Source organism: Frateuria edaphi (genome assembly GCF_021117405.1).
Taxonomy (GTDB): domain Bacteria; phylum Pseudomonadota; class Gammaproteobacteria; order Xanthomonadales; family Rhodanobacteraceae; genus Frateuria_A; species Frateuria_A edaphi.
Window position 1 is genome coordinate 1967566 of the sequence record NZ_CP088251.1, and the last position, 17844, is coordinate 1985409.

General features: G+C 67.8%; 22 protein-coding genes. 12 read left to right on the plus strand and 10 right to left on the minus strand.

Annotated features, from left to right (window positions below; genetic code table 11):
• Positions 1 to 12 precede the first annotated feature (12 nt).
• The 5 genes from LQ772_RS09310 to LQ772_RS09330 form a co-directional block, all read right to left on the minus strand.
• Positions 13 to 1176 carry a glycoside hydrolase family 18 protein gene (locus LQ772_RS09310; protein WP_231320381.1) on the minus strand — a complete coding sequence of 388 codons (1164 nt, stop codon included), beginning with the start codon at positions 1174 to 1176 and terminating at the stop codon, positions 13 to 15.
• A 240-nt stretch (positions 1177 to 1416) separates the two neighbouring features.
• Positions 1417 to 1875: a YybH family protein gene (locus tag LQ772_RS09315; RefSeq protein ID WP_231320383.1), complete on the minus strand. Its 459-nt coding sequence runs from the start codon at positions 1873 to 1875 to the stop codon at positions 1417 to 1419.
• A gap of 39 nt (positions 1876 to 1914) precedes the next feature.
• On the minus strand, positions 1915 to 2769 hold the full coding sequence (locus tag LQ772_RS09320) for a class I SAM-dependent methyltransferase (RefSeq protein ID WP_231320385.1): 855 nt from the start codon (positions 2767 to 2769) through the stop codon (positions 1915 to 1917).
• 48 nt (positions 2770 to 2817) lie between these two features.
• A complete protein-coding gene (locus tag LQ772_RS09325; protein WP_231320387.1) occupies positions 2818 to 3258 on the minus strand; it encodes an SRPBCC family protein in 441 nt (146 codons plus the stop codon).
• A gap of 95 nt (positions 3259 to 3353) precedes the next feature.
• Complete coding sequence (locus tag LQ772_RS09330; RefSeq protein WP_231320389.1) at positions 3354 to 3863, minus strand: DUF2938 domain-containing protein; 510 nt, start codon at positions 3861 to 3863, stop codon at positions 3354 to 3356.
• A 95-nt stretch (positions 3864 to 3958) separates the two neighbouring features.
• On the opposite strand from LQ772_RS09330, the gene LQ772_RS09335 reads away from it, so the two are divergent.
• Entirely contained in the window at positions 3959 to 4399 is a 441-nt protein-coding gene (locus LQ772_RS09335; RefSeq protein WP_231320391.1) for a helix-turn-helix domain-containing protein, read from the plus strand.
• 111 nt (positions 4400 to 4510) lie between these two features.
• A complete protein-coding gene (locus tag LQ772_RS09340) occupies positions 4511 to 5065 on the plus strand; it encodes a hypothetical protein (RefSeq protein ID WP_231320393.1) in 555 nt (184 codons plus the stop codon).
• Positions 5066 to 5132: 67 nt separating this feature from the next.
• On the opposite strand, the gene LQ772_RS09345 is transcribed toward LQ772_RS09340, so the two are convergent.
• Positions 5133 to 6575, minus strand: a complete 1443-nt coding sequence (locus tag LQ772_RS09345) for a phospholipase D-like domain-containing protein (protein WP_231320395.1) — start codon at positions 6573 to 6575, stop codon at positions 5133 to 5135.
• A gap of 107 nt (positions 6576 to 6682) precedes the next feature.
• Here LQ772_RS09345 and LQ772_RS09350 point away from each other — a divergent pair, with 107 nt between their 5' ends.
• Entirely contained in the window at positions 6683 to 7147 is a 465-nt protein-coding gene (locus LQ772_RS09350) for an NUDIX hydrolase (RefSeq protein ID WP_231320397.1), read from the plus strand.
• 103 nt (positions 7148 to 7250) lie between these two features.
• On the opposite strand, the gene LQ772_RS09355 is transcribed toward LQ772_RS09350, so the two are convergent.
• Entirely contained in the window at positions 7251 to 7697 is a 447-nt protein-coding gene (locus LQ772_RS09355) for a BON domain-containing protein (protein WP_231320398.1), read from the minus strand.
• 103 nt (positions 7698 to 7800) lie between these two features.
• The gene (locus LQ772_RS09360) at positions 7801 to 8226 is read right to left on the minus strand and encodes a hypothetical protein (RefSeq protein ID WP_231320399.1); all 426 of its coding nucleotides are present in this window, start codon (positions 8224 to 8226) and stop codon (positions 7801 to 7803) included.
• A 236-nt stretch (positions 8227 to 8462) separates the two neighbouring features.
• Between LQ772_RS09360 and LQ772_RS09365 the strand changes: the two genes are divergently transcribed.
• Positions 8463 to 8978: a YybH family protein gene (locus tag LQ772_RS09365; RefSeq protein ID WP_231320400.1), complete on the plus strand. Its 516-nt coding sequence runs from the start codon at positions 8463 to 8465 to the stop codon at positions 8976 to 8978.
• A 112-nt stretch (positions 8979 to 9090) separates the two neighbouring features.
• Complete coding sequence (locus tag LQ772_RS09370; protein ID WP_231320401.1) at positions 9091 to 10611, plus strand: serine hydrolase domain-containing protein; 1521 nt, start codon at positions 9091 to 9093, stop codon at positions 10609 to 10611.
• A gap of 87 nt (positions 10612 to 10698) precedes the next feature.
• On the opposite strand, the gene LQ772_RS09375 is transcribed toward LQ772_RS09370, so the two are convergent.
• Positions 10699 to 11094, minus strand: a complete 396-nt coding sequence (locus LQ772_RS09375) for a DOPA 4,5-dioxygenase family protein (RefSeq protein ID WP_231320402.1) — start codon at positions 11092 to 11094, stop codon at positions 10699 to 10701.
• 405 nt (positions 11095 to 11499) lie between these two features.
• Between LQ772_RS09375 and LQ772_RS09380 the strand changes: the two genes are divergently transcribed.
• From LQ772_RS09380 to LQ772_RS09395, 4 genes are all read left to right on the plus strand, one after another.
• Positions 11500 to 12447, plus strand: coding sequence for a LysR family transcriptional regulator (locus tag LQ772_RS09380; RefSeq protein WP_231320403.1), 948 nt, complete (start codon positions 11500 to 11502; stop codon positions 12445 to 12447).
• A gap of 170 nt (positions 12448 to 12617) precedes the next feature.
• Positions 12618 to 12902, plus strand: a complete 285-nt coding sequence (locus LQ772_RS09385) for a hypothetical protein (protein ID WP_231320404.1) — start codon at positions 12618 to 12620, stop codon at positions 12900 to 12902.
• A gap of 229 nt (positions 12903 to 13131) precedes the next feature.
• The gene (locus LQ772_RS09390; protein WP_231320405.1) at positions 13132 to 13617 is read left to right on the plus strand and encodes a VOC family protein; all 486 of its coding nucleotides are present in this window, start codon (positions 13132 to 13134) and stop codon (positions 13615 to 13617) included.
• Between the two features lie 653 nt (positions 13618 to 14270).
• Positions 14271 to 14480: a cold-shock protein gene (locus LQ772_RS09395; RefSeq protein ID WP_231320407.1), complete on the plus strand. Its 210-nt coding sequence runs from the start codon at positions 14271 to 14273 to the stop codon at positions 14478 to 14480.
• An 81-nt stretch (positions 14481 to 14561) separates the two neighbouring features.
• On the opposite strand, the gene LQ772_RS09400 is transcribed toward LQ772_RS09395, so the two are convergent.
• Entirely contained in the window at positions 14562 to 14705 is a 144-nt protein-coding gene (locus LQ772_RS09400) for a hypothetical protein (RefSeq protein WP_231320409.1), read from the minus strand.
• A 313-nt stretch (positions 14706 to 15018) separates the two neighbouring features.
• On the opposite strand from LQ772_RS09400, the gene dbpA reads away from it, so the two are divergent.
• The 3 genes from dbpA (at position 15019) to LQ772_RS09415 (ending at position 17747) form a co-directional block, all read left to right on the plus strand.
• Positions 15019 to 16398, plus strand: a complete 1380-nt coding sequence (gene dbpA, locus LQ772_RS09405; RefSeq protein WP_231320410.1) for an ATP-dependent RNA helicase DbpA — start codon at positions 15019 to 15021, stop codon at positions 16396 to 16398.
• A gap of 152 nt (positions 16399 to 16550) precedes the next feature.
• A complete protein-coding gene (locus LQ772_RS09410; protein WP_231320411.1) occupies positions 16551 to 17408 on the plus strand; it encodes a PA4780 family RIO1-like protein kinase in 858 nt (285 codons plus the stop codon).
• 126 nt (positions 17409 to 17534) lie between these two features.
• Positions 17535 to 17747 (plus strand): hypothetical protein, encoded by a 213-nt coding sequence (locus LQ772_RS09415; protein WP_231320412.1) that lies wholly within the window; start codon positions 17535 to 17537, stop codon positions 17745 to 17747.
• Positions 17748 to 17844: the final 97 nt, after the last annotated feature.

Consider the following 17844-nt stretch of genomic DNA (forward strand, 5'->3'; position numbering starts at 1 on the left):
CGCCGCGTGCACTCAGCGCAAAGGTGGCTGGGCGGGCTTGTCGCGGGGCGGTTCCTGCTCCCGGTTCGAGGGCGCATCCTGCAGCCCCCGCCAGATCGCATCGACCAGTTCGCCCTCGGGATCGTGCTTCTGTTCCCAATACATCAGGCCGCCAAGCCTGTGTGCTTTCACGTAGACGGCCTTCGCGGCGATCGACCGCGGGTCGTCGTAGGTGATGAAGGCGTGCGTGCGCCGATTCCACAACCAGGCAGCCCTGGCCTGCGGATCCCAGTAGCGCACGAAGCCGTTGCGGCCGATGTAGTTCTTCTTCAGCTCCGGCCAGGGATGCTCTCCCTGGTAATCGCCATAGGATTGGTAAAGGCCATCGTGCTCGGGCTTCACCTGCGCGAACTCGCGGCCGTAGAAGGCCACGCCAAGCAGCAGTTTCTCCGACGGCGCCCCGGCGGCGAGAAACTGACGCACCGCGCCGTCGCCGGTGCGTGCATCGGCCGCAGCCAGGCGCGAGCGATACAGTCCCGTGTGATGCCCGGTGGTTGGCGTCATGCGATTGACGAAGTCGTAGGTCATCAAGTTGAACCAGTCGACCAGCGGCGCAACCGCCGCGATATCGACGCCATCGACGAACGGCCCATCCGCGACCGCAATGCTGAGCACGTAATGTCGGCCCTTGCCCTGCTGGTCGAGCGCCTGGCGAAGCGCCTCCAGCAGCAGCGTGAAGTGGGTCCGGTCGGCCGGGCTGGAAGCGATGCCCGATTCGCCATGGCCCGGATATTCCCAGTCCACGTCCAGCCCATCGGCGCCCTGCGCCGCGACGAGACTCGCCGCGCTCTGCGCGAAGACCCGCCGGCCTTCGGCCGTCGCGGCCGCCTCGGAGAAACCGCCGGCGCCCCAACCGCCCACCGCGATCGTCACCCTGAGCGAAGGCTTCGTGCGCTTGAGCGCCAGCAGCCGTCGCAGGCGGGCAGCCGCGTCGCCATCCAGCACCACGCGGCCCCGCTCGACGTGGACGAAGGCGAAGATCAACGTATCGATGCGCTCGAGCGTGTGCGCCCGCGTGGCATTCCAGTCGGTGGCATAGCCCACTACGCGATAACGAGTCGCTTGAGCCATGCCAGCGACCACGGCCAGCGCGCCGGCAATCAGGATGAGAACAAGCCTCTGCGGGCGTAGCGGCATGACCCGAATTCCTCTGCGGCAGGCCATCGAGCATGCCACGGCGGCGGCCCGACCGAAGCTCCGGAGGCATCCCGTGGCGGAACGCTTCCGGAAACTGTCAGCCCTGCGTGTTCTTGCGTCTTTGCCAAAATCCCAAGATCGCGGCTCACGCGGGAAGAAAGTGCGCGATCGCGAATCCGGTAGCAGACGGCGGTTTCTGCGCCTTGCCTTGCGCGAAGGTGCATCGGTGCGAATGCCGGCTCAGCTGGAATGATCCAGGATGATCTTCCAGCCTTGCGCCGTCTTCTCCCACAACAGCGAATAGACGCCGTCATCCTGGGCGGCTTCGCCATGTTCGCTGCGATCCAGGTGGAAGCGCCCGGTGACCACTGCGTAACGCACCGCACCCTGCGCGCAAGGCAGCATCCGCACGTCGACATCCGAGAACGTCAGCCGACCCATCTGCGCGTTGTTCGCATAGTGCTTGCGGTAGCTCGCCAGGATTGCCTGATAGCCCTTGCGCACCGAACTGCCGACGAAGGTGGTATCCGGCGCGTCCTTGTAGCCGTGCATGAAGGTTTCCACGTCGCCGCGGTTCCAGGCGGCCTGCTGGTCGGCCAGCACCTGGCGGATGGCGGCTGCATCGTCGGTCGCGGCCGCGGCAGGCAGGGCTGCGACCAGCGCCAGCAGCCCCATGAACACCCAGCGTGACAGTTTCATCGCGTACTCCTCGGTTGGGCCAACGGCGGCCGGTCGAGCTTAATCGCTTCCCTGCCCCACGCACCGGAACACGGCCACCCGGTCCGCCGTCGTCGGCCCATCCGTATGCAGCCAGGCCTCGTCGCCGACGATGCGGGTGCATGGACCGAAGGTGCACACCCTGATCGGCCGCCGCATCCCTTCGAGCCGCAGCGCGTCCAGCACCTCTCGCAGCACCGTCCCCAGGAATGGGGTGTAGAGGAAGAACACGGTGCCGCGTGACAGGTCCGCGTCGCGCGCGTCCTGCGCCAGGAACCCGACGCGCTCCAGCTTGAGTCGGCGGGCCGCGCGCCGCGCGGCCTCGACGTGGGACGGCTGCCATTCCACGCCGATGGCGCGCGCGCCAGTACAGATCGAGGCAAGCATCGGCACGTGCCCGAGTCCGGAGCCAAGATCGACGAGCACGTCGCGCGGACCCACGCGGCTGCGCACGAGCATGTCCAGCGCGTGGCGCGCCGGCGTCGGCTGGTAGAACACCATCTCCGGTTCCAGTGGTCGTGAGCCGGGACCCGGGTCCGCCAGTTGCAGCACGCCGGCGAGCAGTTCGTCGAGCGCGTCGTAGCCTTCGCCGTCGATGAGGCCCGTCTCCTGTTGCCAGCGCTGGAACACTGTCGGCCCGTACCCGGCCCGGACCACCGCGCGCAAGCGCCGGTGCAGCATGTCGTCGGCCCGTTCCAGCCGATGGCGCAGCGCTTGCGCGCGGACGGTGGCATCGGGCGCCTCATGCGCGAGGACATGCCACACGCGGTCGATCCAGTCCAACGCTTCGGCACGCGCGTGCCAGCGCTCCGCCGCCTCGAGCGTTGCATCGCGGGCCAGGCGATCAAGCCTGTCGAGCATGCGGTCGGCAGTCATCGGCCAAGCATGGCAGCGGACGCGACGGTCCGGAGGTGCGCGCGGGGCTCAGTCGGGGATCTCCGCCTCGACCAGCCTTGCCAGGAGCACCAGCGATTCCTGCCAGCCGAGGTAACAGGCCTCGGTCGGGATCGCGTCGGGGATGCCTTCCTGCACCACGGTCAGCTCGGTGCCGCAGGAAACCCGCGCGAGCGAAACGGTGGTGACCATCTCGCCCGCGAGATCCGGATCGTCGAAGCGGTCGGTGTAGCGCAGCCGCTCGCCCGGCTGCAGTTCGAGGTACGTGCCGCCGAACGTGTGGCTGCTGCCCGTCGAGAAGTTGGTGAACGACATGCGGTAGCTGCCCCCGACCCGGGCGTCCATGTGGTGGACCTTGCCGGTGAAACCGTTGGGCGGCAGCCACTTGGCCATGGCGTCGGGATCGACGAACGCGCGGTAGAGGCGCTCGGGTGTGGTGCGAAGGACACGGTGCAGTCGGACGGTACCCATGGTTGGCCTCCTGACATAAGGGCGCTCACTATCACGACGCGCACGGGCGCCCCGTTTCGACAGGCCGGCAGGTTACGTGGGGGCTTGCTTCCGCGCTAGTTCGCCAGCCGGACGAGCAGCACCCACCCTTCGCCCGCCAGGTACAGGCCCAGGCCGAACACCAGGTGGGTGACCAGGCTGCGCCGTCGCGCCACGCCGGGGCGCGGCGTCCGCGAGGCGGCCAGGCCTGCCCCGAGCGCCGGCTGCAGAACCAGGAACGGTGCGGCCACGCTGGCCAGTCCCACCGCCAGCGCGGGACAGGGCGACGGTGCGTGTGCCCACCCGACGCCGGTGGCGCCGAGCAGCGTGGCGGCGATGCCGATGCCGATCGCGTAATGCGCCATCCAGCCGATCGCGCGTTCCCCGGCCACCCGCGGTGCGTTCTTGATCGCTGCATGACGCAGGCGCCCATGCACCAGATGACCAAGCCAACGGCCGACCATCGCATAGTCGAGCACCGGCACGCCCAAGACGTGCTTCTGGCACAGCCACCAGGCATCCATGACGAGCGTGGCGCCGATACCGACCACGGCGGCGTGGAAAAGAAAGTGCGCAAGCTCAGCCATGGCCATGCTCCCGTGGTTGCTGTTTTGTCATCATCGGCTTGTCTCCCGATCGCGTTTGGGAGAGCCTACGAATTCAAGTCCACTTGAGGTCAAGCATGAAATTGCTCGATATCGCCGAAGTGGCCAGCCGCTCCGGCCTCCCGCCTTCCACGCTACGCTTCTACGAGGAAAAGGGACTGATCGCCTCGGTCGGTCGGCATGGCCTGCGGCGCCTGTTCGGGCCACAGGTGCTCGAGCGCCTGGCGCTGATCACGCTGGGACGCATCGCCGGTTTCGCGCTGGACGACCTGGCGGCGCTGTTCAAGACCGGCGACAAGCCGCGCATCGACCGCCGCCAGCTGGCGGCCAAGGCCGACGAGCTGGACCGGACCATCCGTCAGCTCGCCGCGGTGCGCGACGGCCTGCGCCATGCGGCCAGCTGTCCTGCCCCAAGCCATCTGGAGTGCCCGAAGTTCCAGCGCCTGCTGCGGGCCGCGACCGCCAGCCAGGCACGCCCCGCCGGCAAGCGGCCGCCACGTCGCAGGGCGCTGGCATGAAGACGACGGGCCGGCGTTGCTGACGCGCGCTTGATCGGCCGGTAACACGCGCGGGCACAGGATGCCGCCGGGAAACCCGGGCTGGCCTCGCTGTCCTGCGGGAGGCCTCTCATGCCTGCCTCGATCGCTCCCCTTGTCCTCGCCACCGCGCTGCTCGCCATGCCCGTGGCGCATGCCGACAATCCCAAACAGCCTTCCGATGCCCAGCTCATCGCCAGCGCCATGCGTGCGGCGCCCGCCGGCGTGGGTCGCCACGCCACCATCATGACGATGCAGCCGGACGGCACCATGCGCACGCTGCGCCAGGGCAGCAACGGCTTCACCTGCATCCCCGACGCCCCCGCCACGCCGGGACCGGATCCGATGTGCGCGGACAAGGCCGCGATGGGCTGGGTACACGCCTGGCTGACCCACGCCACGCCGCCGGCCGGCAAGGTCGGCCTGATGTACATGCTCGAAGGCGGGACCGACGCCAGCAACACCGATCCCTACGCGAGCAAGCCGCAGGGCCACCATTGGGTCAAGACCGGACCGCACGTGATGGTGGTCGGCGCCGATGCGGCGTTCTACGACCAGTACCCGAAGACGGCCGATCCGGTCACCGATGCGCCGTACGTGATGTGGGCGGACACGCCCTACCGGCACCTGATGGCGCCGATCCGCTGAGTGCGCGGATCCTGCGGGGTGGGCTTGGGCCCGCCATGGCGTGCGGGCACGGAGCCTGCGGGCGCGATTACAACTGGGAAGCGAATTCGGCCCAGAAGCGGTCGGTGACCTGCTGCGTCCATGGCCGGGCGCGCAGCCGGGCCATCGTGACCGGCTGCGACACGGCCAGGTCCCGGTCGAACACATCGGTCATGCGCCCCGCGAAGGGGCCGTCGTAGATCGCGATATTGGCCTCGTCGTTCAGGTGCAACGAGCGACTGTCGAAGTTTGCCGAGCCGGCAAGCGTCAGGTAGCCATCGACCACCATCAACTTGCTGTGGAAAAGCGACGGCGTGTAGCGGGCGATCTGCGCACCCGCGTCGAGGAATTGGGCCCAGTAGGTGCGCGAGGCGTCGCCGACCATGTGGCCATCGACGTGATCGCCTTCGACGATGATGCGCACCCGGACGCCGCGCGCCAGCGCGTCCAGCAGGGCTTGCCGCACAGGCTCGTCCGGCACGAAGTAGGAGGCTTCCAGGTCGATCGAGCGCCGCGCGCCGGCGATGGCCAGCAGGAACATGCGCTGGGAGTTGTACTCGCCCACGCGGTCGGTGCTGGCGATCACCTGCACGGGCAACCGGCCCGCCGGCGAACAGGTCGCCACGTCGGCTGGCGGCAGCGGTTTGCCACCGGTGGCCAGCCAGTGTTCCTCGAATACGCCGCGCATCTGCGCCACGGCGGGGCCCCGCATGCGGAACATCATGTCGCGCTTCTGCCTGCCGTTGCTGGCATTGCCCAGCCAGGCATCGTCGATGCCCATGCCGCCGGTCCAGGCCACGTGATCGTCCACCACCATCAATTTGCGGTGGGTGCGCTTGTTGAGGTTCGCCAGCTGGTCCAGCCGCACCGGCCGGTAGAAATGGAAATCGACGCCCGCCGCCCGCAGTCGCTCGGCGTCGGCCACGTTGCCGCGCGAACCCATCCAGTCGACCACCACGCGCACCTTCACGCCGGCGCGCGCGCGCTCGGACAGCGCGGCGACGAAGACATCGGCGACGTGCCCGCGCCGCAGGATGTAGCTCTCCAGCTCGATGCTTTTCCGCGCCGAGCGGATGTCGGCGAGCATGGCCGGGATATAGGCATCGCCGTTCTGCAGGTCGACCACAGCGTCGCCCTGGGTGACCGGACTTCCGAGCAGGGCTTCGGCCTGCTGCCGGAACGCCGGGCTATCGACCGGCGCCACGTTGGCCGGCGCCTGCGACAGCCCCGGGCCCGCAGGCAAGACGTTCGCCGCGGTCAGTCCGGCCAGGCCGACGGAGCACGCACCGGCAAGCACGAGGCCAACCGTACGCCAGATCTTGCGCAAACCCGCGCCGACCCGCCGCACTGCCGAGCGGCCGGACAGGTTGCCGGTCGGGTCGAGTACGCCGGGATGGCCGAAGCCATGACACGTGCGCGACTTGCGCACGTCGGAGGTTGCACCCACGGTGGACCGGCTTGCGGCTTCCGGCGTGCGAAGGAATGGCTGCATGGGCTCTATCTGGTCAAACTGTTATCGAATCATGGGGTTGCGCCACTGAACCCCAAGCAAGCACGACGATGGCATCGCCGTCCCGTGCGGCCTGTCGGAGAGAAGACATGTATGGCATTCCCACGCGCTGTTCGCTCGTCTCGGTAATTCCCGTCCGCGGCCAGGGCGAGGACGCCCGTACGCTGCTCCTGCACCGCGCCAAGGCCCACCTCCATGGCCTGTGGACCTACGCGGCCGGGCACCTCGAGCCCGGCGAAACGGCCTGGCAGGCGGCCGTGCGCGAACTGGCCGAAGCGACGGGCCTGCGGCCGACGGCGCTCTATTCGTCCGACCAATGCGAGACCTACTACGACGTGCGCGGGGAGTGCATCGCAGTGGTGCCGGCGTTCGTCGCCTTCGTGGCGCCCGATGCCGAGGTGCACCTTGACGCCGAACACGACGATCACGCCTGGCTGTCCTTCCCCGACGCGATCGCGCGGTTGCCGTTCGGTGGCCAGCGCACACTCTACGCGCACGTCCAGCGCGAGTTCGTCCTGCGTCCGCCGGCGCCGGCGCTGCGGATGCCGGCCTAGCGCCGGCGGGGCACGTCAGACCACGCCGCGAATGGCCGATCCTATGGGTCGTCCTCGGGGAAGGTGCGCTCCTGGGCAACGCCGTCGCGCCCCTCACTGCAGGCTAGTGCCGGCTCTCCCTCGCGGGCGGCAGCTGCGCCGCATCCAGGCGGTTGTCCACGCGCGCCACGCCCAGCATGTCCGAGACTGCCGCGACCAGTTCGTCCACTTCCGCGAGCCGTGCCGAACCGCTCAATGTCACCAGACCGTCCTCCACGTGGACCTCGACCTTGCCCGGCTGTGCCACCAGGTGCCCGAGCTTGGAGCGGATGCGGTCGTGCAGCTGCCGGTCGTCCGAGGGCGCCTGCGCGTGCAGGTGGGCCGATGCGCCGTGCAGGCGGTCGGCCGCGTGCCTGGCCGTGTCCTGGGCGAAATCCTGGATGTCCTGTCCCGCCGCAAGCACCTTGTCCCGCGCCATGGTTCGCCGGCGGCGTCCGGCCACCGGGTCGAGCAGATACATCGCCGCCGCGCCCGCCGCAAACGCGGCGGCAAGCTTCGCTAACTGTCCCACGGTCGCCTCCTGTGGTTGCCGATCCGAGGCGACCGATGCTGCGCGACGCTGCGGCAACGGCGCGCGAAAGTGTCGTTGCCGCGGCGAGTGCGCGGGCCGGTATTCAGCCCCCCGCGCCCGCTCCCGCCGGCTTGTCCGCGCCGAAAGGCCCGCGCATGAGCAGCGTGCCGTAGATCCCTGTCATCACCGCGAACAGGACGGTCAGGAAACCCATCGCGCGCGGTGCGCCGCCGGCCAGGACCGGGTGGCCAAGGCTGCACGCGCTGACGAGATAGAGCATGAGATTGGCAAGCGTCGTCGGGCGCCCATAGATGCCGCCGACGATCATCCGGCGCTGGTTCCAGTTGAGCCAGGCCAGCGCCAGCCATCCGGCCGAAATCAGCTGACCGAGCACCGTGGCACCGGCCGGCATCCCCGGCATCAGTCGCGGCAACAGCTCGTCGGACCCGAACAGCAGGGCCACCCCGCCGATACCGAGGACGGCGGCATTGAAGGTCGTGATGAAGGATGAGGTGCGCGCAGCGTTCATTCCGTGACTCCACTTCGCCGGTTGGGTGATCAGGTCCGCAGCTGCCCGATGGCGCGGGCCAGGTTGGCCCCGGTCTGTCCCTCGCGCAGCGCGAATGGAAGGTTGGCATAGATTCGCGCGCGCGCCAGGACCCGGTCCAGCAGGCGCCGATGCACGAAACGGTGCACGCAGCCCGCGGCGGCGCGATGATCGCCCGGCCGCGGGCGATCCGTCCGCACGTCCAGAGGAGTAGGCCCATGAACCGTACGCTCCTGTCCCTCGCGCTCGGCCTCGCCGCCGCCCCGGCCATCACGCATGCCGCCGACGCAAGCTGCACGGTATGGCAGCGCGAGCTCTCGTTCGCCCGTTCCGTGGAACAGCACGACGCGGCCGCCTTCGCCAGCCATATCGAAGCCGACGCCGTGTTCGCCGCCAACACGCTCCGACCCCAGCGCGGGAAGGAAGCCGTCCTGGCCCACTGGCGTGGGCTGATCGACGGCAAGGACATGCGCCTGGCCTGGTATCCCACGCAGGTCGTGACCGGCGGCATCGAGGATGTGGCCTACTCCAGCGGCCGCTGGTTGATGGAGGCGGTCGACCCCACCGCCAAGCCGCATTACATCGCCGGCCACTTCGCTACCGTCTGGCACCGCGGCAAGGATGGCGTCTGGCGCGTGCTGTTCGATGGCGGCGACGAAGGCACAGCCACCGACGACGCCGGCGCGTCCGCCTTCCGAAAAGCCCGGCAAGCCACGTGCCCTGCAGGGAGCTGAGCCCCGCAAGCACGGTTCGCGCGAGGTCGGCGTGGTGCGCGTGCGCCTGACGCAACCGGACCGGCGCCGCACGTATCTCTGCCAGGCAACAGTTGCCCGCGGAGCCATGCTCATGAAACCACTCGCGCCCCTCCTCGTGGCTATCGCCGTGGCGCTCGCCCATCCGGCGCGCGCCGACAGTCCCCCGGTCGACTTCGGTCCACTGGCGAAGCTCGTGGCGACGACCAACACGGCGATCGGCCACCCGACCGGCATGGCGATCGCGGTAGTGCACGATGGCAAGGTCGTCTACCAGGATTACGTCGGGCTGGCCGATATCGCTCGCCGTACGCCAGTCACCGCGCGCACCGACTTCTATATCGCCTCGGCCACCAAGCCGTTCACTGCACTGGAGGTGTTGCTCAAAGTGCAGCAGGGACAGGCGGACCTGGCGATGCCGGTGCAGGCGATGTTTCCCGGGCTGCATTTCGCTGGCATCGACGCGGGCGCCGTCACCCTGCGCGACCTGCTCGTCCACACATCCGGCATCGACAACGAGCCGCTGGTCTGGGCCACGGCGTTCAGCGGATTGCACGATCCGGACACGCTGCGCGCGCTGGTGGCGCGCTCAGGCACCAGCGCCGAGGACGCGCACGGCACGTTCGAGTACACGAACGTGGGCTACAACATCGCCAGCGTCTGGCTGGATGCGCGGTTCAAGCGTCCCTGGCAGGCACAGTTGCAGCAGGACGTCTTCGAGCCGCTGGACATGCGCCAGACCTCCGCCTACATCAGCCAGGCCCAGGCGCGGGGCTGGGCGATGGCCCTGCCCTATTCGCTGGCTTCCGATGACCCGCAGGCGCCGCTATATCTCACCAAGTCCGACGACACCATGCAGGCAGCCGGCGGCATGGTGTCCACCGCGCCGGACCTGGCGCGGTTTCTGATCGCGCAACTGGAGCCACCCGCCGGTAACCATCCCTCGCTGGCCGGCGCCATCGAGCGATCGCACGCGACCCAGGTAGACCTGAAAGCCCGGTACCTCGACTTCGAGCGCACCGGCTATGCATTGGGCTGGTACACGGGCGAGTACAAGGGTCATCGCCTGCTCCATCACTTCGGCGGCTTCGCCGGCTTCCACGCGCACCTGTCGCTCATGCCGGACGAGAACGCGGGTCTGGTGGTCCTGTGCAACGAAGACATGCTCTGTCCGCGCATGACCAATCTGGTCGCCGATTATGTGTATGGCGCGTTGCTCAGACAGACCGGCAACGAAGCGGCGGTGGCAAAGCGCTTCGCCGCGCTACCGGGCGAAGCTACCGGGTTGCGTCAGCAAGTGCGCAGGCAGCGTGCCGCGATCCGCGCCCGTCCCTGGCACCTCACGCTGCCGCGCGAGGCTTACGCCGGCACCTACGCGAACCCACTGCTCGGCACGATGCGGATCCACGTCGATCGGCACGGCGCGATGGCCATCCATTGGGGCCGCCTGCACGCCGTCGCCACCGGTTATCCCAAGGACGACCAGGTCCGTGTGGAACTGGTGCCCAACAGCGGCAACGTGATGGCGTTCCAGGTGGACCACGGCAAGGTGGTAGCGGTCCGGCTCGAGGACATGGTTTTCGCAAAACCGGCCGACAACACGGATCGACACTGATCAGCGGGCGTTGCGACCCATCGCATCCGGCGTGGCCGGTCCATCGGCAGCGACGCCGCGGTGATGGAGCACGCACCCACTGAAGGACTAGAAGTCCGACAAGCCGAAACGCGCAACGCCCTTGTTGCGTCCCGGCGGATCGAGCGTGTCCAGGTCCAGCGCCAACGGCGTGCCGATCCATTCGGCCAGTCGCGTGTGATCGGCGAGGTCGTCGTCGGTCAGCGGGTGGATCAGCGCGGTGAGCCCGGACGCCCGGATGATCTCGCGCACCACCGCCAGTCCGTCGGCGGTGAAGTGGATCTCGAACTGCGGCAAGGGATGCGGTCCGGCCTTGCCATCCCTCAGGCTGCCGACGAAGCGCAACGGCGCAAGTTCGCCAGCGGTCATTCGCTCGCTGAGCACGCAGCGCATGGTCTCGGCCAGCGGCCGGCTGGCCGCTTCGTAGTAGATGTGCGCGTGGTACGGCGCGTGCGCCTCGTTCATGGTTTTTGTCCTGCCCGAAAGGCCCATCGGCACGCCGGGACGCATCCGCGGCACGTCAATCGATGTCTCCCTTATATCCGCATCGATGCTGCTCCACCTCATGCCATGGCACCGGCGGGCCGGCCGGGCGGCAGGATCGGCTGCCGAACGTCACGCACCGGCCGGTTGCGCGGCTCTGCCGGCGTCGCTGGTAGCCGGACGCTTTCGGCGGGGCGGGCCTTGCCGCCACCGGGCTTTTCGCCGCGCACGGGGCGCGCGATCCAATCGATGCTGGGTATGTCCAGATGAAGGCTCGGCACGGCGACGCTCCTCGCTGCGGAAGGTATGCGCGGCATGTTGAGGCCACACCAGGGCGTAATAAACGTGCCAGACTTTGCTTCATAACCAACCCCATGGTTTTGAATCATGAATAAGCTGGCTGGCATGGAAATGTTCGTGCGCGTGGTGGACTGCGGCAGCTTCGCGGGCGCTGCCGAAGCGAGCGGCGTATCCGCGACCATGGTCGCCAAGCACGTCGCGGCGATCGAGCAACGGCTGGGCGCCCGACTGCTCCACCGCACCACGCGCAAACAGCAGCTCTCCGATGTGGGGCGGCTTTACTACGAGCGGTGCAAGCAGGCCCTGGCCGAAGTCGCGCTCGCCGAGGCGAGCGCGCTGGAACTGCAAGCCGCCCCCAGGGGACGGCTGCGGCTGGTGGCGCCGGTGGGCTTCGGCAGCCACATGGTGCCCGCGCTGGCCGAGTACATGGCGAGTCATCCCGAGGTCAGCGTCGAACTTACGCTGGACAACCGTCCACCGAATCTTGCCGATGGCGGCTTCGAGCTCGGCGTCCTGGTCGGCGACGTCACCGAACCGGGCGTGGTCGCGCGGCCGTTGCGCCACTACCGGCGCATCCTGGCCGCCTCGCCCGGGTACCTGGCCCGCCACGGTCATCCCATGCGACCGGACGACCTGGCCCGACACGAGTGCCTGGGCATGTCGTACTGGCGGCGATCGGACGTGTGGCGACTGGTCGGGCCGGACGGCACCACGTGCGTCGTCACCGTGGGTGGGCGTTTCACCGCCAACCAGGGCGATGCGCTTCGCATTGCAGCGCTCAGCGGCATCGGCATTGCGCTGCAACCGGAGCCGTTGTTGTCCGACGACCTGGCCGCGGGCCGGCTGCTGCGCGTCCTGCCTGACTGGTCGCTCACGCTTTCGCCGATGCATCTGATCTACGCGCAGGACCGCCACCCCACGGCCAAGCTGCGCAGCGCGATCGACTTCCTGCTCGCGCGCTACGGGCAAAATCCTGCGACCGAATCGCGGGACACCATCGTTCCGTCCGCGTCGAACGCAAGAACCACCCGCTGACGTTCGTCGCGAACTCCGATTGCCTGAACTGCTTGCAACGGGCGTCTTAACCGGCGCTGTCGTTTGGCGTGGGTTAGCCATAATCAGCCGCTCCGGAACGGCGTTTTGACGGCTGCTGGACCGGCTTGCAGGACTAATCACCCACTGTCTGAAAGTTCACGGGACACACCATGCTGGATAGCGCGGAACAACTCGGCCAGGCCCTGGGCGATTGGTCGAGTCACCCCAACAAGGCATACGTCGGGAAGATCGACAGGGTGCAGGCCTCCTCCACGCAAGCGTGGACGCCCGAGTACTACATCGATCACTACCTGCAATCGCACAACCGGCCGGTCACCCACTGGAATCGGGACGTCGTGTCTGCGGCCCTCGGCAAGTTCAAGGGACGGGCGCCGTTCAAGCGATGGGAGCTGGACGAGTTTCTCGACGGCACCTGGCGTTTCGCGCCGGATTGAACCTGCGGCCCGCGAACACGACACGGTGCGGCGTCACCCCCCGCTCCACGCCCGTGTCGCGCGCTTCTACCCGCTGTCATCCGAACTTCCCCTATAGAAGGCAGGCCCAGGGCCTTCGCCGATTGTCAGTCGACGGCGCAGGACTTTTCTCGACCCGCGTGTCGATCCGGCACCCCTTCAACCGTCGACAGACTAGGGCGGCCTCACCGCCCCAACCTGGAGAAGGGAAATGACCAGCAAGAACACCATCTGCCTCTGGTACGACGGCACCGCCCTGGACGCCGCGAAGTTCTACGCCCAGACCTTCCCCGACAGCGCCGTGGGAGCCGTCCACCGCGCGCCCGGCGACTATCCCTCCGGCAAGCAGGGCGACGTCCTGACGGTGGAGTTCACGGTCATGGGCATCCCCTGCCTGGGCTTGAACGGTGGACCGGCTTTCCCCCAGACCGAGGCCTTCTCGTTCCAGGTCGCGACCGACGACCAGGCCGAGACCGATCGCCTGTGGAACGCGATCATCGACAACGGCGGTAGCCCGAGCGCCTGCGGATGGTGCAAGGACAAGTGGGGATTGTCCTGGCAGATCACCCCGCGCGTGCTGACAGCTGCGGTCACCGACCCGGATCCTGCGGTGGCCAAGCGCGCATTCGACGCCATGATGACGATGACGAAGATCGACATTGCCGCGATCGAGGCAGCCCGCCGCGCGATGGCCTGAGCGGCGCGCGCGTCAGCGGCAAATCGCACGATGAGCTGATCAAGCGCAACGTCCCGCAGTACAACAGCGCGCATTACATGACCCGACCCGCACGGGCGGCGGCGGGCAGCGCGACCGGCAGATCGGCCGCCAGGCCACCCGCGTCACCCTGCAGAACAACAAGCTCTCCTGATCGCACGAAGGGCAAGGATGCCCTTGTCCGCCTGTCATGCTGCGGATGCCGGCATCTGCGCCGACCAGACCGCCCTTTTCCGGCCGGCTCCTTTTCGCCGGTCCGCGGCAAGTCGGGTTGTTGTGCCCGCTTTCCGGCGACGTCCCGTTCAGTCGTTCGGGCCACAGGGCCCGCCGCCAAACGGGCCAGGTGGCATCCGCGCGGACGTGGCGCCGGAGCACGCCTCGGGTGGGCCGATGCGCGCGGCGGCGACGATCGGGAACCGACTTCGCCGGCGGCTGTTGAACCTGTGTTCACAAAAACATTTGCTTCGGGACGCAACAGACACTACTGTGCCCGGGCTGGGTTTCAAGGGTCACGCGAACTGTGGCCCGATGCTGTAGAGAGCAGTTCCACTACACCGTTGCACCCGTTTCCTCCTTGTAACCAGCTACCCCGCCGCACTTCGCGGCTTTTTCATCCGTTCCAAGGAGATACAACGATGTCGCAGACCGAAACCGGTACCGTCAAGTGGTTCAACGATGCCAAGGGCTTTGGCTTCATCAGCCGCGCCAGCGGCGATGACGTGTTCGTGCACTTCCGCTCGATCACGTCCTCGGGCTTCAAGAGCCTGCAGGAAGGCCAGAAGGTGTCCTTCGTCGTGACCCAGGGCCCGAAGGGCCTGCAGGCCGACCAGGTGCAGCCGCTCTAAGGCTTTCGCCCGTTCCAGAAAAAGCCCGGCCTTGCGCCGGGCTTTTTTTTGCGTCTCTGTGGCGCTTTCAGGCGGCACCGCTCACTTCGGGGAAACGTTGTCCGACCGGTCGTCGGGCTTGTCACCCTCGCGTACGGGACGCTTCTTGGACTGCTTGGCGTCCTGCTGCTTCTTTTTGGCGAGTTCGCGCTGACGCTTTTCGAACGCATAGTTGATCTTGGCCAATCGGGGAGTCCTCTCGGGGCTGGGATGGAAATGACCGCCACCGTCGCGACGCGTGTGTCGCGGGCGATGTGCGCCGGGCGCTGAGCCGGCGCAAAAAGCGGAATCGTCGTTGCGGATGAGTAGGCTGGTACTTCTGCCAATTCCGCAGCCGTGGGGCGACGGAAGGAAACGCGGCGGAGGGCCGCCGGGCGGCCAGGACGAGCGTACACGGGTGCAGAGGGCGAACGGCCATCCTACACCCTCACGCCTGCCGCGATGTCTGGGCGGCCCGGCCCTGTCCCGTCCGCATCGCCGATTGATGCGATCATGGCGAATGACCGACTTCACCACGCTCCCCCTCAAGCCCGCCCTGCTCGCCAGCCTGGAAACGCACGGCTACGCCGAGATGACTCCCGTGCAGGCGCAGAGCCTTCCCCCGATCCTCGCCGGACGCGACGTGATCGCCCAGGCGCGCACTGGCAGTGGCAAGACCGCTGCGTTCGGCCTGGGGCTTTTGCAGGCGTTGGATGTGGACACCATCCGGCTGCAGGCACTGGTGCTATGCCCCACCCGCGAACTCGCCGACCAGGTAAGCAAGGCGATCCGCCGGCTCGCCGCCAGTCTCCCCAACGTCAAGCTGCTGACCCTGTGCGGCGGCATGCCGCTCGGGCCCCAGCTGGCCTCGCTCACCCACGATCCGCACATCGTGGTGGGCACGCCCGGCCGCGTGCAGGAACACCTCAAGCGCGGCAGCCTGCACGGTGGCGGCATCAAGACACTGGTGCTGGACGAGGCCGACCGCATGCTCGACATGGGTTTCGGGGAAGCCATCGACGACATCGTCGGCCGCATCGCGAAACATCACCAGACGCTGCTGTTCTCGGCCACGTATCCGGAAGCGATCCGCACCACCAGTCGGCGGCTGCAGAAGGAACCGGTGGAAGTCACCGTGGAGACGCCGGCCGAGGCCGCGCCGGCCATCGAGCAGCAGTTCGTGGAAGTCGAGCCCGCGCAGAAGCCCGACGCGCTCGCCCAACTGCTCGGCCGCGACCGCGACCAGCATGCGCTGGTCTTCTGCAACATGCGCCGCGACGTCGACACCGTGGCGCAGGAGCTGGACCGTCGCGGCTTCTCCGCACTGGCCCTGCACGGCGACATGGAGCAGCGCGACCGCGATGAAGTGCTCGTGCGCTTCGCCAACCGCAGTTGCAGCGTGCTGGTGGCCACGGACGTCGCAGCGCGCGGCCTGGACATCGTCGCGCTGCCGCTGGTGGTCAGTTACGACATCGCGCACGACCCGGACACACACACGCACCGTATCGGGCGCACCGGACGCGCGGGCCAGTCGGGCGTCGCGATCACCCTGTGCACGCCGCGCGAGCGACCCAAGGCCGAGAACATCGAACAGGCATTGGGCGAGTCCCTGCCCTGGCGAGCGCTCAAGCTGGCCCCGCCACGCGGCAAGACCTTGCACCTTGCGCCAATGAAGACCCTGGTCATCGATGCCGGTCGCCAGGACAAGCTGCGTCCCGGCGACATCCTTGGCGCGCTCACCGGCGACGCCGGCCTCAAGGCCGACGACATCGGCAAGATCGACGTCTTCGCCACCCGCGCGTACGTCGCCATCACCCGCGCGCTGGCCAACAAGGCGCTCGAGCACCTGCGCGCCGGCAAGATCAAGGGGCGCAACTTCCGCGTGCGCCCGCTGGGGTGAAAAACCTGGCAGCGCCAGCACGGCCGGTTCGAGGGTCGACCGCGGTCGCGGGCCTGCGCGGCGATGGTTCACGGCCACGCGCAGCGACGCAGCTCGCAGTCATGCCCGACCGTTCATAATGGACAGTTCCCACTGACCGCCCGCCCCTACGCATGAAAACTCCCACCGGCTTGCAGGAGCTGATCGACGACGGCGTCATCGACGAAGTCCTGCGCCCGCTCAAGAGCGGCAAGGAAGCTTCCGTCTATGTCGTGCGCTCGGGCGACCAGGTGCGTTGCGCCAAGGTCTACAAGGACATGGCCCAGCGCAGCTTCCAGCAGCGCGTGCAATACCAGGAAGGTCGCAAGGTGCGCGGCAGCCGGCAGGCGCGCGCGATCGGCAAGGCCAGCAAGTTCGGCCGCAAGGAAGCCGAAGCCGCCTGGAAGAATGCCGAAGTGGACGCGCTCTACCTGCTGGCCGACGCCGGCGTGCGCGTGCCGCAACCCTACGGTTACTTCAACGGCGTGCTGGTGATGGAGCTGGTCACCGACGCCGATGGCCAGTCGGCCCCGCGACTGGGCGAGGTTGAGCTCTCCGCCGACACCGCCCGCGACTACCACCGCATCCTTATCCGCCAGGTAGTGCGCATGCTTTGCGTCGGCCTGATCCACGGCGATCTTTCTCCGTACAACGTGCTGGTGGCGCCCGACGGCCCGGTGATCATCGACCTGCCCCAGGTGGTCAGCGCATCCGGCAACAACGCCGCGCGCACGATGCTGCGGCGGGACGTGAGCAACCTCACCATCAATCTGTCGCGCTTCGCACCCGACCTGCTCGACACGTACTACGCCGAGGAAATGTGGGCGCTGTTCGAACAGGGCGAACTGCAGCCCGAAAGCGAGCTGACCGGCCGCTTCGCGTTCGATGAGAGCGCGGTCGACGTGGACAGCGTGATGCAGTCCATCATCGACGCGCGCGAGGAAGCACTCATCCGCCAGCAAGGGCGAGAAGCTGCGATGGCCGAAGACTGATTTGGCTGGCAGCAGGCATCGCGAACATCGCTTGACCGGCTCCTCACCGCAACGTAAGGCCCGTTGAGGGATGGTGGCCCAGCACGGTGAACAGCCGTGCTGTCCCATCTATCCCGGAGATCGGAAATGCCCAATAGCAATGACAACCGTGGTGGTTCGCACGAGCAGCACGTCAAGGCAGGCGAACAGAGCCACAAGAACGACGACAGGTCGAAGTCGGCCAGCAGCAGCTCGTCCGGCGGCAATCGCGGCAACCAGAGCGGAAGCCAGAGCGGAAGCCAGGGCGGCAGCCACGAGCAGCATGTGAAAGCGGGCGAGCAGAGCCACAAGAACAGCTGACCCAACACTCCAGCAACGATGCATGGAGGGGCGCTACGGCGCCCCTCGGCATATCCGCGTTGCAACGGAGCGACCCAGCGCTCCTCTCCTTCCACTC

Coding starts and splice junctions, on each gene's coding strand:
- LQ772_RS09310 (WP_231320381.1), bottom strand. CDS start 1,176: ATGCCGCTACGCCCGCAGAGGCTTGTTCTCATCCTGATTGCCGGCGCG.
- LQ772_RS09315 (WP_231320383.1), bottom strand. CDS start 1,875: ATGAAACTGTCACGCTGGGTGTTCATGGGGCTGCTGGCGCTGGTCGCA.
- LQ772_RS09320 (WP_231320385.1), bottom strand. CDS start 2,769: ATGACTGCCGACCGCATGCTCGACAGGCTTGATCGCCTGGCCCGCGAT.
- LQ772_RS09325 (WP_231320387.1), bottom strand. CDS start 3,258: ATGGGTACCGTCCGACTGCACCGTGTCCTTCGCACCACACCCGAGCGC.
- LQ772_RS09330 (WP_231320389.1), bottom strand. CDS start 3,863: ATGGCTGAGCTTGCGCACTTTCTTTTCCACGCCGCCGTGGTCGGTATC.
- LQ772_RS09335 (WP_231320391.1), top strand. CDS start 3,959: ATGAAATTGCTCGATATCGCCGAAGTGGCCAGCCGCTCCGGCCTCCCG.
- LQ772_RS09340 (WP_231320393.1), top strand. CDS start 4,511: ATGCCTGCCTCGATCGCTCCCCTTGTCCTCGCCACCGCGCTGCTCGCC.
- LQ772_RS09345 (WP_231320395.1), bottom strand. CDS start 6,575: ATGCAGCCATTCCTTCGCACGCCGGAAGCCGCAAGCCGGTCCACCGTG.
- LQ772_RS09350 (WP_231320397.1), top strand. CDS start 6,683: ATGTATGGCATTCCCACGCGCTGTTCGCTCGTCTCGGTAATTCCCGTC.
- LQ772_RS09360 (WP_231320399.1), bottom strand. CDS start 8,226: ATGAACGCTGCGCGCACCTCATCCTTCATCACGACCTTCAATGCCGCC.
- LQ772_RS09365 (WP_231320400.1), top strand. CDS start 8,463: ATGAACCGTACGCTCCTGTCCCTCGCGCTCGGCCTCGCCGCCGCCCCG.
- LQ772_RS09370 (WP_231320401.1), top strand. CDS start 9,091: ATGAAACCACTCGCGCCCCTCCTCGTGGCTATCGCCGTGGCGCTCGCC.
- LQ772_RS09375 (WP_231320402.1), bottom strand. CDS start 11,094: ATGAACGAGGCGCACGCGCCGTACCACGCGCACATCTACTACGAAGCG.
- LQ772_RS09380 (WP_231320403.1), top strand. CDS start 11,500: ATGAATAAGCTGGCTGGCATGGAAATGTTCGTGCGCGTGGTGGACTGC.
- LQ772_RS09385 (WP_231320404.1), top strand. CDS start 12,618: ATGCTGGATAGCGCGGAACAACTCGGCCAGGCCCTGGGCGATTGGTCG.
- LQ772_RS09390 (WP_231320405.1), top strand. CDS start 13,132: ATGACCAGCAAGAACACCATCTGCCTCTGGTACGACGGCACCGCCCTG.
- LQ772_RS09395 (WP_231320407.1), top strand. CDS start 14,271: ATGTCGCAGACCGAAACCGGTACCGTCAAGTGGTTCAACGATGCCAAG.
- dbpA (WP_231320410.1), top strand. CDS start 15,019: ATGACCGACTTCACCACGCTCCCCCTCAAGCCCGCCCTGCTCGCCAGC.
- LQ772_RS09410 (WP_231320411.1), top strand. CDS start 16,551: ATGAAAACTCCCACCGGCTTGCAGGAGCTGATCGACGACGGCGTCATC.
- LQ772_RS09415 (WP_231320412.1), top strand. CDS start 17,535: ATGCCCAATAGCAATGACAACCGTGGTGGTTCGCACGAGCAGCACGTC.